Here is a 16,039-nt window from a genome sequence, read left to right on the forward strand (position 1 = left end):
ATGAAAAAAATTGTCTTTACAGGTGGGGGGACGGTTGGACACGTGACCCTCAACCTTTTGTTAATGCCCAAGTTCATCGAAGATGGATGGGAAGTCCACTATATCGGAGATAAACGTGGCATCGAACACCAAGAAATCCTCAAGTCGGGTCTAGATGTCACCTTCCATTCCATTGCGACTGGAAAATTGCGTCGTTATTTCTCTTGGCAAAATATGCTGGACGTCTTTAAAGTTGGCTGGGGAATTGTCCAGTCGCTCTTTATCATGTTGCGACTTCGTCCACAGGCTCTTTTTTCAAAGGGAGGCTTTGTCTCAGTACCGCCTGTTATCGCTGCGCGTGTGTCAGGAGTGCCAGTCTTTATTCACGAATCGGACCTATCTATGGGCTTGGCCAATAAAATCGCCTATAAATTTGCGACGAAGATGTATTCAACCTTTGAACAAGCTTCAAGTTTGTCTAAGGTCGAGCATGTGGGAGCAGTGACAAAGGTTTCAGACCAAAAAACTCCAGAACCAGATGAATTGGTAGATATTCAAACCCACTTTAATCCCCAATTGCCAACTATATTGTTTGTCGGTGGTTCTGCGGGCGCTCGTGTCTTTAACCAATTGGTGACAGACCATAAGAAAGAACTGACAGAGCGCTACAATATTATCAATCTAACTGGAGATTCTAGCCTGAATGAGTTGAGCCAAAATCTTTTTCGTGTTGACTATGTGACCAATCTCTATCAACCCTTGATGGAATTGGCTGATATTGTTGTGACACGAGGTGGTGCCAATACTATTTTTGAGCTCTTGGCCATGGCAAAATTGCATGTTATTGTGCCACTTGGTCGTGAAGCTAGTCGTGGAGACCAGATTGAAAATGCAGCCTACTTTGTAAAAAAAGGCTATGCAGAAGAGCTTCAAGAAAGCGATTTGACCTTGAACAGTTTAGAAGAGAAGCTTTCTCACTTACTAAGTCACAAGGAAGACTATCAAGCCAAGATGAAGGCTTCAAAGGAATTGAAATCTCTAGCAGATTTTTATCAATTGTTGAAAAAAGATTTATCATAAGGAAAGTAAATGTCAAAAGATAAGAAAAATGAGGGCAAAGAAATCCTCGAAGAATTTAAAGAGTTATCAGAATGGCAGAAACGAAACCAGGAATATCTAAAAAAGAAGGCTGAGGAAGAGGCGGCCCTAGCTGAGGAGAAGGAAAAGGAAAGACAAGCTCGAATGGCTTCGAAATCTGCAAAGTCAGATGAAACTGAAGACAAAGAGAGTGAGCCTGTATCAAAAGACTCAGAATCAGCCAAGGAAGATACGGAAGAAAAGGCAGAAGAGTCAGAAGACGTCAAAAAAGAAGTAGTCAAAGAAGAACCAAAATCCAAAGAGCCAAAGAAACAGAATAAACAGGCTAAAAAAGTAGAGAAAAAGCCTGTAAAGGAAAAACCAGCTAAACCGAAAATTCCAGGAGTTCATATCTGGCGAGCTATCTCGATTTTGTTTCTCAGTCTGCTTTTATTGGTTGTCTCTGCATACTTGCTCAGCCCTTATGCAACTATGAAGGATATTCGTGTTGAGGGAACAGTGCAAACTACAGATGATGATATTCGACAGGTTTCAGGCATTCAGGATTCGGATTATACGATTAACCTTCTGTTAGACAAGGCAAAATATGAAGAGCAGATCAAGTCTAACTATTGGGTTGAATCAGCTCAGCTTGTCTATCAATTTCCAACCAAGTTTACAATCAAGGTCAAGGAATATGATATTGTGGCCTACTATATTTCTGGTGAAAACCATTATCCTATTCTTTCCAGCGGTCAGCTTGAGACCAGTGCGGTAAGTTTGGTGAGTCTGCCAGAAACTTATATATCAGTTCTCTTTAATGACAGCGAACAAATCAAGACCTTTACCTCAGAACTTGCTCAAATTAGCCCCGAACTCAAATCTGCTATCCAAAAAGTGGAACTAGCCCCAAGCAAGGTCACATCAGATTTAATTCGATTGACTATGAATGATTCGGACGAGGTCTTGGTTCCTCTATCTGAAATGAGTAAGAAACTGCCTTACTATAGTAAGATTAAGCCTCAATTGTCAGAACCAAGTGTGATTGACATGGAAGCTGGAATTTACAGTTACACTGTGGCGGATAAATTAATTATGGAAGCAGAAGAAAAAGCCAAACAAGAGGCTAAGGAAGCTGAGAAGAAACAGAAAGAGGAAGAGAAGAAAAGACTAGAAGAACAGCAGAATAAACTAGAAGAGGAAAGGAAAAAGCTGGAGGAAGAGGGCAATCAAAACCAAACGACTCGTCCTTCATCGCGTCGCTAGGTTTAGCTTTTCTCCTATAGCTCTTTAGTGACCATGTTTTTACTTGACAAGTGCAAGTAGAAATAATAGAATAGTAAAAAACCTTTAAAGCAGTCCAGAGAGGCAGCTAAGGTTAGACGGTGAAAGGGTGGAGACTACCCATTTTTCGTGGAACCTTGCTGTTGGCAGGTTCCTTTTTTCATGGCTTCTTTTGGCCAGACTCTCTTACTAGCAAAGGTAAAAGGAGAAACCTATGCGAGAACATCGTCCAGTTATTGCTCTTGATTTTCCTAGTTTTGAGGCAGTCAAGGAATTCTTAGCTCTTTTCCCAGCAGAAGAAAGACTTTATCTTAAGGTAGGGATGGAGCTTTATTATGCAACGGGGCCTGAGATTGTGTCTTACTTGAAAGGCTTGGGGCACAGTGTCTTTTTGGATCTCAAGCTGCATGACATTCCCAATACAGTCAAATCAGCTATGAAGGTCCTGTCTCAGCTTGGTGTGGATATGACTAATGTTCATGCGGCTGGTGGTGTAGAGATGATGAAGGCGGCGCGTGAAGGTCTTGGAAGTCAAGCCAAATTGATCGCTGTCACTCAGCTCACATCAACATCAGAAGCTCAGATGCAGGATTTTCAAAATATCCAAACCAGCCTACAGGAGTCTGTGATTCATTATGCTAAGAAGACAGCTGAAGCTGGATTAGATGGTGTTGTTTGCTCAGCTCAGGAAGTGGAACTTATCAAGCAGGCCACCAATCCAGATTTTATCTGTCTGACACCGGGCATCCGTCCTGCAGGTGCTGCAGTAGGAGATCAAAAACGCGTCATGACGCCAGCAGATGCCTATCAAATCGGTAGTGACTATATCGTAGTGGGACGTCCCATTACCCAAGCTGATAATCCTGTTGTAGCTTATCATGCCATCAAGGATGAATGGACACAGGACTGGAATTAAAGAACTAGATTATAAAAAAGGAGAATACCATGACACTTGCTAAAGATATCGCTAGCCACCTCTTGAAAATTCAAGCCGTTTACCTCAAACCAGAGGAGCCTTTCACTTGGGCATCTGGTATCAAGTCACCCATTTATACGGATAACCGTGTGACCCTCGCCTATCCAGAAACTCGTACTCTCATTGAAAATGGTTTTGTAGATGCTATCAAAGAAGCCTTTCCTGAGGTTGAAGTGATTGCAGGAACTGCGACAGCAGGGATTCCACACGGAGCTATCATTGCTGATAAGATGAACTTGCCATTTGCCTATATCCGTAGCAAACCAAAAGACCACGGAGCTGGTAACCAAATCGAAGGCCGCGTAGCTCAGGGGCAAAAGATGGTAGTGGTTGAAGACCTTATTTCAACTGGTGGTTCTGTTCTTGAAGCTGTAGCAGCTGCTAAACGAGAAGGAGCAGAGGTTCTCGGTGTTGTAGCGATTTTCAGCTACCAATTGCCAAAAGCAGATAAGAACTTTGCAGATGCAGGTGTTAAGTTAGTCACACTTTCAAACTACAGTGAGCTTATTCACCTAGCCCAAGAAGAAGGTTACATTACGCCAGAAGGACTTGATCTCCTTAAACGTTTTAAAGAAGACCAAGAAAATTGGCAAAATGCCTAAAACATAGAAAATCAGGTAGTCACTAGGATTACCTGATTTTGTTTTTAATACTAAAGTTGAGCGATAACTTCCTCAGTTGTCAAAACTTGGTTGGCAATGTAGCCGTAGTTTGTTAGTGCAGCTTGGTAGGCTTCTTCACCTGGAGCACCGACAGCATCGTTAACAACAATGACATTGTAGCCTAATTCTATGAGTTCACGCATGTGTGAATCCACGCAGAGATTAGCATTCATACCAGCCAAGATGACGGTGTCGATACCATTTTTGCGGAGTTGAAGGTTAAGGTCGTTGCTTTCTGGGCCAAAGATTTTATGTCCGTTGACAACAATAGTATCTTCATCCAAAAATGGTTTAATCTCTTCAATCATATCTGCTCCAGAGCCTTCTGGAATTGCTGAATACTGGCTATCACGCCAAAACATTTCGTTTTCAATCATCATCGTTTCACCAGCAGCTTTAAATTGCCACTTGTGATCGTGTGGATAGAAGTAGTGCGGTGAGATAAAACGCTTGTAGCCACGCTCTTTAGCAAGAGCTAAAAGCTTTGTCAGATTTTCAATAGTATTAACTTTTTCAAGAACATCTTTAGTTGCTCCGAATCCTTTACCAGTAGATTTTAAGAATTCAACTTGCGGGTCTGTGATAACAAATGCGACATTTTTCTGATTGAACATGAGGTTCCTCCTAATATGATTTGATTAACAGCCAATAGGAATTTAGACTGTTAGTTTGATGATTTTCCAAATGGTAGTTTTAGTTACATACTGACCGTTCGGTACAATTATAATAACATCTAAAATTGAATTTGTAAATTAATTTGCTCAGAACAAAAAATTTTAATGATAAAACAGTGGCAAAAGGAGGTGGTTTCAATTGTTTGGTCTCAGACTCTGAATCTGCTATAATAGGAAAAAAGAGAGGTGAGTAGATGAGCGTTAAAGAGCGTATTTTACAAAGTGCTGAGGAATTGATTTATCAGAAGGGTTATGTGGCCACCTCCATCAGTGACATCATGGAGGCAGCTGATGTTGGCAAGGGACAGCTTTATTATTATTTCAAATCTAAGAAGGAAATTGGTTTGACGGTCATTCAAGATATTTTAGCAAATTGGCGAAAAGAGCTTTTTGAAGATATTTTTGAAGCAGACAAGTCTGACAGTGACAAGTTTTCGGATATGATTGACTGGGTTTGTCAATTTCATGAAAGTCAGACGGTCTTTTATGGTTGCCCAATTGGTAATCTGATTGTGGAATTGTCCACAGAAGATGAGAACTTCCGCTGTCCTCTCAATGATTTTATGACCCAATGGACAGAGAAGTTAGCCAGCCTCTTGCAAGACCTGCATGCTGACTGGTCAGAAGAGCGGGCGCAGTTGCAGGCCCGTCAAGTCATCTCCAGTATTCAAGGCAGCATTGTCATTCTCAAAGTCAGCCAAGACATCCAAGTTTTAGAAAATAATATGACGGATTTGAAAAAGAATTATTGTTAATTTTTAGCCGAAGAATTAAAAGTATGTTAATTTATGGATTGTGGTTAAGAGGTAAGAATGACAACAGATATTAAAACTGAAATTGGTCATAGAGTAAGACAGGAACGTGAACGTCACAAATTGATGAGAGAAGAGGTCTGTGGACAGAAGCTGACTTAATAATCAAACAGCTGATGCGTACTGAGCTTGGGCAATCCTTGCCAACAATTACTAAGTTACAATATTTATCTAAGCGATTAGAAGTTCCGATAGATACTTTTCTTGAAAATAAAGAACTAGCTCTTCCTGAGGAAGAGTTGCTGAGTCTAGACTTGATTGAAAGAATATTAGACTTGATAAGAACAGGGACAGGTAGTTTCGCTGAAGATATTTTTGATGATTATTTTAAGCAAGTAACACTAAAGCAAGTTTACACATTCAATGATTTACTATTAATTGATTATTTTGCTATGCAATGTCAAGACTTGATTTATAGAAGAGAGCATTAGATGATTTTCGGATTAAGTTGTTGAAACAGCAATTAGTTAGTAATGAAATGTATAATGTAGAGCTACTATCAGTTCTTTGTGCCATAGCGGTTGTTTATGTTGTTCATAATGACTATAAACATATGATATCTCTAGTAAAAAAGATGAATGAAATTTTATCAGTAACAACGTTGCAAGTCTATAAACCTGGAATTTCAGTATTTGAAGCTAAGTGCTATCTTTATTTTGAAAATGATAAAAATAAAGCAAAGGAACTTTATCACTCAGCAACTATACTAGCTGAACAATTTGATGATAAAGTATTAGAAAATGAAAAGATTATTTGAATTTCCATAACTTAAGAAAGTTCATCATTTTTAATTATCGCTGTAAAATGATTGAAAGTATGAAATTTCCAAACAAAATATTTGAAAAATTTTGAAAAAAGAGTTAGAATATTTTTTGTAATATACAAAGTAAACGCTTACTTATTAAGGAGGGCATTTTATGTCATACAAAACAAGCAATGCAGAAGGTCATGTAGATTTCATCAATACCTATGATTTGGAGCCAATGGCGCAACAAGTTATTCCTAAAGCAGCATTTGGCTATATCGCTAGTGGGGCGGAAGATACTTTCACTTTACGTGAGAATATTCGTGCCTTTAACCACAAACTCATCGTTCCGCATACGCTTTGTGATGTTGAAAATCCAAGTACAGAGATTGAATTTGCAGGTGAAAAATTGTCTTCACCAATCATTATGGCGCCTGTTGCAGCTCATAAATTAGCAAACGAACAGGGTGAAGTGGCGACTGCGCGTGGTGTGCATGAGTTTGGTTCTCTTTACACAACTAGCTCTTACTCTACTGTAGACCTTCCAGAAATTACAGAAGCCCTTCAAGGGACACCTCACTGGTTCCAATTTTACTTTAGTAAAGATGATGGAATCAACCGCCACATTATGGACCGTGTGAAGGCTGAAGGCTACAAAGCGATTGTCTTGACTGCAGATGCTACGGTAGGGGGCAATCGTGAGGTTGATAAGCGTAATGGTTTTGTCTTCCCAGTTGGTATGCCGATTGTTGAAGAATACCTGCCAGAAGGTGCTGGTAAATCAATGGACTTTGTTTACAAATCAGCTAAACAGCGCCTATCTCCACGAGATGTAGAATTTATCGCTGAATACTCAGGACTTCCTGTTTATGTCAAGGGGCCACAATGCCGTGAGGACGTTGAACGTTCGCTTGCTGCTGGAGCTTCTGGTATCTGGGTAACCAACCATGGTGGCCGTCAAATCGACGGTGGGCCAGCTGCCTTTGACTCACTTCAAGAAGTAGCAGAAGCAGTTGACAAACGCGTACCAATTGTCTTTGACTCTGGTATTCGTCGTGGCCAACACGTCTTTAAAGCCTTGGCTTCAGGAGCAGACTTGGTAGCTATTGGCCGCCCGGTTATCTATGGCTTGGCTCTCGGCGGTAGTGTTGGTGTGCGTCAAGTCTTTGAACACTTGAATGCGGAATTGAAGACAGTCATGCAGTTGTCTGGAACTCAGACTATTGAAGATGTTAAACACTTTAAACTTCGTCATAACCCATACAACCCAACCTTCCCAGTTGACCCACGCGACTTAAAATTGTATTGATAAAAGAGATTGCCTCCACTTGATGTGGAGGTTTTTCTTCGTCTATAGGAAGAATAAATCACCATTGAAATCTATATAAATATATTTTCTAATCAAAAATCTTGCTAGGGCTTTCATTTTTTGCTATACTGGTGCAGTAATTAAATAATAAAGACATTTGGGGTGCTTTAGGCTGAGATGATACCCATTGAACCTGATACAGTTAAGACTGGCGAAGGGAAATGTGAAATGGTTTTGTATTTATAGAAACTAACCATCTAATCTTGTAAGCTGAACTCTAATTCCTATCTGTAATTAGAGTTTTTTCTTTTACGAAACTGGATGAAGATGATACAAAGCATTTAGGTAGCTCACCTTGTATGCCCTTGATTTTCTTTAAAAAGGTCAAGTAAAACTAGGATTTTCTTGATGTTTTGTTGATTACGAACGAGTAAAGAAAGGAAAAATAAATATGGAAACACAAGACTATGCATTTGAGCCAGGTTTGACCGTTGGAGAATTATTAAAAAGCAGTCAGAAGGATTGGCAGGATGCAATCAATCATCGTTTTGTTCAGGAACTTTTTGCGGGGACAATTGAGAATAAGGTCTTAAAAGAATACCTGATTCAAGATTATCACTTCTTTGATGCCTTCTTATCCATGCTGGGTGCTTGCGTAGCCCACGCAGACCAGCTTGAATCCAAGCTTCGTTTTGCCAAGCAACTAGGCTTTCTTGAAGCAGATGAAGATGGTTATTTCCAAAAGGCTTTCAAAGAGTTAAAAGTATCTGAGAATGACTATCTGGAAGTGACCTTGCATCCTGTAACAAAAGCCTTTCAGGAGCTTATGTATTCTGCTGTGTCTTCATCAGACTATGCCCATCTTTTGGTCATGCTGGTCATTGCAGAAGGTCTCTATTTAGACTGGGGTTCTAAAGATTCGGCTCTACCTGAAGCCTATATTCATTCGGAATGGATCAATCTCCATAGAGGTCCTTTCTTTGCAGAGTGGGTTCAATTTCTGGTTGACGAACTCAATCGTGTCGGAAAAGGTCGAGAAGATTTGACAGAACTTCAGCAACGCTGGAATCAAGCAGTCGCTTTAGAATTAGCCTTTTTTGATATTGGTTATGATTTATAGGAAAATGAATGAAGATCAGATTCTTGTTTCCATATAAAAAAACTAGCTTAGCTATTTTATATTGGTATAGAGGGAATGAAGGCGAATCCGTCAAAAATAGAAAGGAAGAAGGAAAATAAACGACATGACAAGTTTAAAATTATTAAAAGAAAAAGCACCTTTGGTCATTTGCATAACCAATGATGTAGTAAAAAATTTCACAGCAAATGGATTAGTAGCACTGGGTGCGTCACCAGCCATGAGTGAGTTTCCTGCAGATTTAGAGGATTTGTTAAAGTATGCTGGAGGTTTATTAATAAACATAGGAACATTGACAGATGAAAATTGGAAATTATACCAAGCTGCTCTGAAAATTGCAGAGAAATATAATGTCCCAGCAGTTTTAGATCCTGTAGCCTGTGGAGCAGGAGAATATAGAAAAAAAGTAGCAGATGATCTAATCAATAATTACAAACTGGCAGCGATTAGGGGAAATGCTGGCGAGATTGCCTCTTTAGTAGGAATAAATGTGGCATCTAAAGGAGTAGATAGTGCAGGCGTAGATAATATTGATGAAATTGCTCTAGCAGCAAATAAAAAGTTCAATATTCCAATAGTAGTAACAGGTGAAGTGGATGCCATTGCGGTAAATGGAGAAGTGGTAACGATTCATAATGGTAGTGCCATGATGCCAAAAGTTATTGGAACTGGATGTTTATTAGGGGCAGTGGTAGCAAGCTTTATCGGACTAGAAAAAGGTCAAGAATTGAAATCATTAGAAACAGCAATGTTGGTTTACAATATCGCTGGAGAAATGGCAGAAAAACGTCCAAATGGACATCTTCCTGGAACATTTAAAGTTGAATTTATAAATGCCTTATACGAGATTACAGATGAAGATGTAAAGAAATTCAAAAGAGTGAAGTAAAATGTTTCATAAAGAATTACTAAAACTATATTTTATTTGTGGAACGACTACTTGCCAAGGAAAAGATCTATATACGGTCGTTGAGGAAGCCTTAAAAGGTGGTATAACCTTATTTCAATTCCGTGAAAAAGGGGAGGGAGCATTAGAAGGTAAAGAAAAAGTCGAATTAGCAATTAAACTACAGGATCTTTGTAAAAAATACAATGTTCCGTTTGTTGTTAATGATGATATTGATTTGGCGATGGAAATTGACGCTGATGGCGTACATGTAGGACAGGATGACCTTGGAGTTGATGAAATTAGAAAATTGATGCCAGATAAAATAATTGGTCTTTCTATAAAAAACGAGGAAGAATTTCAACAATCAAAAGTTGAATATGTAGATTATGTTGGTGTTGGTCCTGTATTTGATACCCAGTCAAAGGACGATGCTGGTGGTGCTATAGGTTATGAAGGTCTTAAATTGATGAGAAAACTATTGCCACAAATGCCCTTAGTTGCAATTGGTGGGATACAGACGCAACATATTAAAGACATTATGAAGGCTAATATGGATGGTGTTTCAATCATTTCAGCAATATCGTATGCAAAAAATATAGAAAAAACTGTTCGAGAAATGAGTGAACAATAGGTATCTATCCTTGGATTCTAAGTAAGTGGAAGTTTTCCTTTTCTAAAAAGATATGTCCAGATTCAGTTTAAATAGCTAATCTATCAAACAAGACATTTGGTTTTTGTAAAAGAAAGACTTGCTATCTTTGTGAGTGCAAGAGTGTGTTTCCCAGTTCAATTTCTTGAACTAGAATAAATCGTTTGTTATAATATTTATATAATTAAATAATAAAGACATTTGGGGTGCTTTAGGCTGAGATGATACCCATTGAACCTGATACAGTTAAGACTGGCGAAGGGAAATGTGAAATGGTTTTGTATTTATAGAAACTAACCATCTAATCTTGTAAGCTGAACTCTAATTCCTATCTGTAATTAGAGTTTTTTCTTTTACGAAACTGGATGAAGATGATACAAAGCATTTAGGTAGCTCACCTTGAATACCCCACTTTTCTTTAAAAAAGGAGTTTTTTATGTTGAAAAAATGGCAGTTAAAAGATGTTATCTTACTTGCTTTCTTGTCTATCTTTTTTGGTGGCGTTTTTGTGGGGTCAGGCTATCTGTTTGATATTCTCACTCTGATTTTAGCACCTCTTGGTTTACAGGCCTTTGCCAATGAAATCCTCTTTGGTCTCTGGTGTATGGCTGCGCCTATTGCTGCCATTTTTGTTCCAAGAGTGGGAAGTGCAACGATTGGAGAAGTGCTAGCTGCGCTTGCTGAAGTCCTTTATGGTAGCCAATTCGGTCTAGGTGCCCTTTTGTCTGGCTTGGTTCAAGGTTTGGGAAGTGAACTTGGTTTTATCGTAACCAAGAATCGCTATGAAAGTTGGCTCTCTCTAACTGCCAATAGTATTGGGATTACGCTTGTTAGCTTTGTCTATGAATACATTAAGTTAGGTTACTATGCCTTCTCCCTTCCTTTTGTCCTTTCTTTGCTTGTAGTACGTTTTATTTCCGTCTTTTTCTTCTGTACTATCTTGGTTCGTGCAATTGTCAAACTTTATCATCAGTTTGCAGCTGGAGGCAAGGCATAGATGGGGCTGGAACTACGAGCGATTCAGTCCCCAATCTTCTCTGAGCCGATTGATTTTACTTTTCATGCGCAAGCCTTTACCTTGTTAGTTGGAAGCAGCGGTTCAGGAAAATCTAGTCTCTTTCAAATGATTGCCCAAGTCAGTTCTCTTCCCTATAGCGGTCAAGTCCTGATAAATGGGAGCGAGGTCAGTCAGCTTTCTATCATCGAACGTTTCCAGACGGTTGGTATCCTCTTTCAAAATCCCAATCATCAATTTACCATGGAGAACTTGTTTGAGGAGCTAATTTTTACCTTGGAAAATATTGGGCATCCCGTTCAGGAAATTGATTCTAAAATAGCAGATGTTGTCCAGCAATGTCGCTGTGAGAAAATCTTGCACCGTCCAATTCATCACTTATCAGGTGGTGAAAAGCAAAAGGCTGCTTTGGCTGTTCTCTTTGCTATGAATCCTAGGGTCTATCTCTTGGATGAGCCTTTTGCTTCCATTGACCGCAAGAGTAGGATAGAGATATTGGAGATTCTAAAAGAGTTGGTCTCTGATGGGAAGACAGTTATTTTGTGCGACCATGATTTATCTGATTATGAAGCCTATATCGACCATATGGTGGAGCTAAGAGACGGACAACTAAGGGAAATAAATCAACTCCCTGCCTCTGAGATGACACAGGTTGCTTCAAAGGAGGTTGCTTCTAGCCCAGAACTATTCCAAATGGATCGAACGACTTGTGTGCTGGATAAGCGCTCCCTCTTTTCAATTGCGGATTTTACATTCTACCAAGGAATTTCCTGTATTTTGGGTGACAATGGTGTCGGGAAATCAACCCTCTTTCGGTCTATTCTTCAATTTCAACAGTATAAGGGGCGCATTACTTGGAAGGGTTCGGTTCTAAAAAAGAAAAAGAGTTTGTATCGTGACCTGACGGGTGTTGTTCAGGAAGCTGAGAAGCAGTTTATCAGAGTCAGTCTGCGAGAAGAGCTTCAATTAGATGGACCTGATTCTGAAAGAAATCAGCAGATTCTCCAAGCTTTACGGTATTTTGATCTGGAGCAGGCGCTTGATAAGAGTCCCTATCAATTAAGTGGTGGTCAGCAAAAGATTCTTCAGCTCTTGACCATCTTGACTAGTAAGGCTTCTGTGATCTTGCTAGATGAACCTTTTGCAGGTTTGGATGATAGAGCCTGCCATTATTTTTGTCAGTGGATTGTGGAGGAGAGAAATCAAGGAAGAAGTTTTCTGATCATTAGCCATCGTTTAGATCCCTTGATCTCTGTGGTTGATTATTGGATTGAGATGACTAGTCAGGGGCTCGGTCATGTGAAAGAAGTGACAATTACCAAACCACTCACATCTCAGAGTAGCAATACTCAAGGGGAGGTGAGATAGTATGGTCAAAGTAGCAACCCAGACACCGATTATTAGTCTTTTCTTGCTGATTTTATCCTTGGAAACATCTTTCATTCCTTCGATTGCTCTGAATCTTTCGGTAGTCGCATTTTGTATTCTCTTTATGCTCTATTACCGGCGATTTAAAGTATTGGCTTGGATGATTCTGCTCGCCATTTTGCCATCCTTGGCCAACTACTGGGCAGTTCAGTTACATGGAGATGCTTCGCAGGCAGTCATGCTTGGAACGAGGGCTTTTGTGACCGTTTGTATTGGTCTTGTCTTTGTTTCCTCTATTTCCCTAAAAGAGCTTCTCTTGTACTTGGCTCAAAAGGGGTTATCACGCTCTTGGTCCTATGCCTTGATTGTGGTATTCAATTCCTTCCCCCTCATTCAGCAAGAAATCAAATCTCTCAAGGAAGCTTGCCTATTACGCGGTCAAGAACTACATTTTTGGTCGCCCTTGATTTACAGCAAGGTTCTGATGACAGTCTTTAGGTGGCGCCATCTTTACCTGAGAGCTTTATCGGCGCATGGATATGACGAGCATGCACAGGTGGAGAATAGCTATCGGACTTTTTATATTCCTCAAAGGACAATATTCATCTACTTGCTTTTCTTTTTATTGCTTCAAACCAGTCTATTTTTATAAAGGAGTTATTATGGAATTTACAGATATTGCGATGGAATTATCCAAGGAAGCTTGGCAGGCTTCCTTTCATCACCCCTTTGTTTTACAGTTGCAAGAGGGAAATTTAGACCCGTCCATCTTTCGCTATTACTTGATTCAGGATGCCTACTATTTGAAGGCCTTCTCAGAAGCCTATCACCTCTTGGCTGATAAGACTTTGAATGAGGAAATGAGAAGACTCTTGAAACAAAATGCTCAGAGTCTAGTGGAAGGTGAGTTATTTATCCGCCAACAATTTTTCAAGGAATTGGAAATCAGCGACCAGGAAATGGAGCAACATCCAATCGCTCCAACCTGCTATCATTACATTTCGCACATTTATCGTCAATTTGAAGAAGCAAATCTAGCCATCGCTTTTGCGAGCTTGCTGCCTTGTCCTTGGCTATATCATGATATAGGCAAATCACTTAATCTTAAACCATCACCAAATCCTCTCTACCAACAATGGATTGAAACTTATATTACGGATGAGTTAGAGCAACAGATCAGAGAGGAAGAGGCGCTGGTCAATCAACTCTATCGAGAAAGTGACGAGACAGACAAGAAAAAAATGCTAGATGCCTTCCACATCAGTGTTCACATGGAAGCCAAGTTTTGGGAAATGGCCTACCAACATCAGACATGGAAGAGCGATTTACAGTCTTTAAAAACAGGAGAAGAATAGTAACATGAGAAACCACCAATTACAAGTTCACAAATTAACCATTTTATCCATGATGATTGCCCTTGATGTAGTCCTTACGCCTATCTTTCGGATTGAGGGAATGGCACCGATGTCCAGTGTAGTCAATATTCTAGCAGGAATCATGATGGGACCTGTTTATGCCTTGGTTATGGCTACAGTGACAGCCTTTATCCGTATGACGACTCAAGGGATTCCACCTTTAGCTCTCACAGGAGCGACTTTTGGAGCCCTTCTAGCAGGTCTCTTTTATAAGTATGGTCGAAAATTTTACTTTTCTGCCTTGGGAGAAATTTTGGGAACAGGTATTATTGGTTCTATTGTTTCCTATCCTGTTATGGTACTTTTTACAGGATCGGCTGCTAAACTCAGCTGGTTTATCTACACTCCTCGATTTTTCGGAGCAACCTTGATTGGTACAGCGATTTCCTTTATTGCCTTTCGATTTTTAATCAAGCAGGAATTCTTTAAAAAAGTGCAGGGATATTTCTTTGATGAAAGGATAAACTGATGCAGGAATTGACAAATCCTTTTCCTATAGGCTATAGTTCCCTAATTCACTGTATTACCAATGAGATTTCTTGTGAGATGCTAGCAAATGGGATTTTGGCTTTGGGATGTAAACCAGTTATGGCAGATGATTCCCGTGAGGTTCTTGATTTTACTAAGCAAAGCCAGGCACTCTTCATCAATTTGGGGCATTTGTCAGCTGAGAAGGAAAAAGCAATCCGTATAGCAGCTTCTTATGCAGCTCAAGTTTCTCTCCCGATGATAGTAGATGCGGTTGGCGTAACAGCGTCGCCCATTCGTAAGGGACTAGTCAGAGACCTTTTAGACTATAGACCTACAGTCCTTAAAGGAAATATGTCGGAAATTCGAAGTCTTGTTGGCTTAAAACACCACGGGGTTGGGGTCGATGCGAGTGCTAAAGACCAAGAAACTGAGGATTTACTTCAAGTCTTGAAAGACTGGTGTCAAACCTATCCTGGTATGTCATTCTTAGTCACAGGCCCCAAGGACCTCATCGTTTCGAAGAATCAAGTTGCTGTATTGGAGAATGGCTGTGCAGAATTAGACTGGATAACAGGGACAGGAGATTTGGTTGGAGCTTTGACAGCCGTTTTTCTCAGCCAAGGAATGACTTGTTTTGAAGCTTCGTGTCTAGCGGTCTCTTATCTTAATATCTCTGCTGAGAGAATAGTTGTCCAAGGAATGGGATTGGAAGATTTTCGTTACCAAGTTCTCAATCAGCTTTCGCTCCTCAAAAGAGATGAAAACTGGCTAGATGCTATCAAAGGAGATGTTTATGAATAGAAAGGCGCTTAGACTCTATCTAGTAACCAATCGCTACCAAGATTCCTTGGAAAGCTTTCTTGAAAAGGTTGAGACGGCTTGCCGTTCAGGGGTTACCATAGTCCAATTACGAGAAAAAAATCTCACAACCAATCAATATTATCAACTGGCAAAACAAGTCAAGGAAATAACAGATGCCTATCAGGTACCCTTGATCATCGATGATCGCTTGGATGTTTGTCTTGCGGTTGATGCTGCTGGTCTGCATATCGGAGACGATGAGCTACCAGTTTCGGTTGCCAGACAAGTCTTGGGCCCTGAAAAAATCCTCGGTGTCACAGCTAAAACTGTAAAAAGAGCCCTAGAGGCAGAAGAAGGAGGGGCGAATTACTTGGGGACAGGAGCCATTTTCCCGACTACGACCAAGGAAAATGCGCCTATTACCCTGATTTCAACCTTGAAAACAATTTGCCAAAGGGTCGCCATTCCAGTAGTTGCTATTGGCGGCTTGACATCAGAGAATATTGACCAACTTATCGGCACAGGTATAGCTGGTGTAGCAGTTGTACGCGATCTGATGCAGGCAGAAGATATAGAGGCAAAAACGCAAGCCTTTTTAACAAAGTTGGATGATATTATTTTCTAATTAATACTCAATGAAAATCAAAGAGCAAACTAGGAAGCTAGTTGCAGGTTGCTCAAAGAACAGCTTTGAGGTTGTAGATAAAGCTGACGTCGTTTGAAGAGATTTTCGAAGAGTATAAAAACTCTCTAATTCCCTTAAAGTGGGAACTAG

19 protein-coding genes and 2 riboswitches are annotated in these 16,039 nt (G+C 40.0%); of the genes, 18 read left to right on the forward strand and 1 reads right to left on the reverse strand.

The features are described from left to right. The 4 genes from O3664_RS06660 to pyrE all read left to right on the forward strand — a co-directional run bounded on the left by O3664_RS06660 (window position 1) and on the right by pyrE (window position 3,918). Entirely contained in the window at window positions 1-1,059 is a 1,059-nt protein-coding gene (locus O3664_RS06660) for a UDP-N-acetylglucosamine--N-acetylmuramyl-(pentapeptide) pyrophosphoryl-undecaprenol N-acetylglucosamine transferase (RefSeq protein ID WP_033685238.1), read from the forward strand. A gap of 9 nt (window positions 1,060-1,068) precedes the next feature. Next, window positions 1,069-2,322: an FtsQ-type POTRA domain-containing protein gene (locus O3664_RS06665; RefSeq protein WP_371613805.1), complete on the forward strand. Its 1,254-nt coding sequence runs from the start codon at window positions 1,069-1,071 to the stop codon at window positions 2,320-2,322. A gap of 232 nt (window positions 2,323-2,554) precedes the next feature. Continuing rightward, complete coding sequence (gene pyrF / locus O3664_RS06670; RefSeq protein WP_024057743.1) at window positions 2,555-3,256, forward strand: orotidine-5'-phosphate decarboxylase; 702 nt, start codon at window positions 2,555-2,557, stop codon at window positions 3,254-3,256. Window positions 3,257-3,285: 29 nt separating this feature from the next. Further along, on the forward strand, window positions 3,286-3,918 hold the full coding sequence (pyrE, locus tag O3664_RS06675; protein ID WP_033685235.1) for an orotate phosphoribosyltransferase: 633 nt from the start codon (window positions 3,286-3,288) through the stop codon (window positions 3,916-3,918). A gap of 50 nt (window positions 3,919-3,968) precedes the next feature. Here the strand turns inward: pyrE and O3664_RS06680 are convergent, their stop codons facing one another. Further along, window positions 3,969-4,592 carry a cysteine hydrolase gene (locus O3664_RS06680; protein WP_004256189.1) on the reverse strand — a complete coding sequence of 208 codons (624 nt, stop codon included), beginning with the start codon at window positions 4,590-4,592 and terminating at the stop codon, window positions 3,969-3,971. 254 nt (window positions 4,593-4,846) lie between these two features. On the opposite strand from O3664_RS06680, the gene O3664_RS06685 reads away from it, so the two are divergent. The 14 genes from O3664_RS06685 to thiE (O3664_RS06750) all read left to right on the forward strand — a co-directional run bounded on the left by O3664_RS06685 (window position 4,847) and on the right by thiE (O3664_RS06750) (window position 15,889). After that, window positions 4,847-5,407, forward strand: coding sequence for a TetR/AcrR family transcriptional regulator (locus O3664_RS06685; protein WP_000111607.1), 561 nt, complete (start codon window positions 4,847-4,849; stop codon window positions 5,405-5,407). Window positions 5,408-5,580: 173 nt separating this feature from the next. After that, window positions 5,581-5,895 (forward strand): hypothetical protein, encoded by a 315-nt coding sequence (locus O3664_RS06690; RefSeq protein ID WP_002880183.1) that lies wholly within the window; start codon window positions 5,581-5,583, stop codon window positions 5,893-5,895. Between the two features lie 20 nt (window positions 5,896-5,915). Further along, window positions 5,916-6,221 carry a hypothetical protein gene (locus O3664_RS06695; protein ID WP_024057746.1) on the forward strand — a complete coding sequence of 102 codons (306 nt, stop codon included), beginning with the start codon at window positions 5,916-5,918 and terminating at the stop codon, window positions 6,219-6,221. Between the two features lie 160 nt (window positions 6,222-6,381). Then, window positions 6,382-7,518 (forward strand): L-lactate oxidase, encoded by a 1,137-nt coding sequence (gene lctO / locus O3664_RS06700; RefSeq protein WP_000120714.1) that lies wholly within the window; start codon window positions 6,382-6,384, stop codon window positions 7,516-7,518. A gap of 148 nt (window positions 7,519-7,666) precedes the next feature. Then, window positions 7,667-7,755: riboswitch (TPP riboswitch) on the forward strand. 214 nt (window positions 7,756-7,969) lie between these two features. Next, entirely contained in the window at window positions 7,970-8,638 is a 669-nt protein-coding gene (locus tag O3664_RS06705) for a TenA family protein (protein WP_371613806.1), read from the forward strand. A gap of 124 nt (window positions 8,639-8,762) precedes the next feature. Then, window positions 8,763-9,545, forward strand: a complete 783-nt coding sequence (thiM, locus tag O3664_RS06710; protein ID WP_371613807.1) for a hydroxyethylthiazole kinase — start codon at window positions 8,763-8,765, stop codon at window positions 9,543-9,545. 1 nt (window position 9,546) lies between these two features. Further along, entirely contained in the window at window positions 9,547-10,176 is a 630-nt protein-coding gene (gene thiE / locus O3664_RS06715) for a thiamine phosphate synthase (RefSeq protein ID WP_371613808.1), read from the forward strand. A 210-nt stretch (window positions 10,177-10,386) separates the two neighbouring features. Continuing rightward, a riboswitch (TPP riboswitch) is annotated at window positions 10,387-10,475 on the forward strand. A gap of 155 nt (window positions 10,476-10,630) precedes the next feature. Next, window positions 10,631-11,191: an ECF transporter S component gene (locus O3664_RS06720; RefSeq protein ID WP_000915275.1), complete on the forward strand. Its 561-nt coding sequence runs from the start codon at window positions 10,631-10,633 to the stop codon at window positions 11,189-11,191. Next, complete coding sequence (locus O3664_RS06725; RefSeq protein ID WP_371613809.1) at window positions 11,192-12,577, forward strand: ATP-binding cassette domain-containing protein; 1,386 nt, start codon at window positions 11,192-11,194, stop codon at window positions 12,575-12,577. 1 nt (window position 12,578) lies between these two features. Continuing rightward, window positions 12,579-13,229 (forward strand): energy-coupling factor transporter transmembrane component T, encoded by a 651-nt coding sequence (locus O3664_RS06730; RefSeq protein ID WP_045607217.1) that lies wholly within the window; start codon window positions 12,579-12,581, stop codon window positions 13,227-13,229. Between the two features lie 10 nt (window positions 13,230-13,239). Next, complete coding sequence (gene tenA / locus O3664_RS06735) at window positions 13,240-13,932, forward strand: thiaminase II (RefSeq protein WP_064276940.1); 693 nt, start codon at window positions 13,240-13,242, stop codon at window positions 13,930-13,932. A 4-nt stretch (window positions 13,933-13,936) separates the two neighbouring features. Next, window positions 13,937-14,461, forward strand: a complete 525-nt coding sequence (gene thiW, locus O3664_RS06740) for an energy coupling factor transporter S component ThiW (protein WP_371613810.1) — start codon at window positions 13,937-13,939, stop codon at window positions 14,459-14,461. Then, a complete protein-coding gene (locus O3664_RS06745; protein WP_084928202.1) occupies window positions 14,461-15,264 on the forward strand; it encodes a hydroxyethylthiazole kinase in 804 nt (267 codons plus the stop codon). The genes thiW and O3664_RS06745 overlap by 1 nt, the downstream gene beginning before the upstream one ends. Further along, window positions 15,257-15,889, forward strand: coding sequence for a thiamine phosphate synthase (gene thiE, locus O3664_RS06750; RefSeq protein ID WP_084928203.1), 633 nt, complete (start codon window positions 15,257-15,259; stop codon window positions 15,887-15,889). The genes O3664_RS06745 and thiE (O3664_RS06750) overlap by 8 nt, the downstream gene beginning before the upstream one ends. Window positions 15,890-16,039: the final 150 nt, after the last annotated feature.

Origin of the sequence: Streptococcus sp. 27098_8_109, assembly GCF_041432295.1 — a bacterium.
Classification (GTDB): Bacteria; Bacillota; Bacilli; order Lactobacillales; family Streptococcaceae; genus Streptococcus.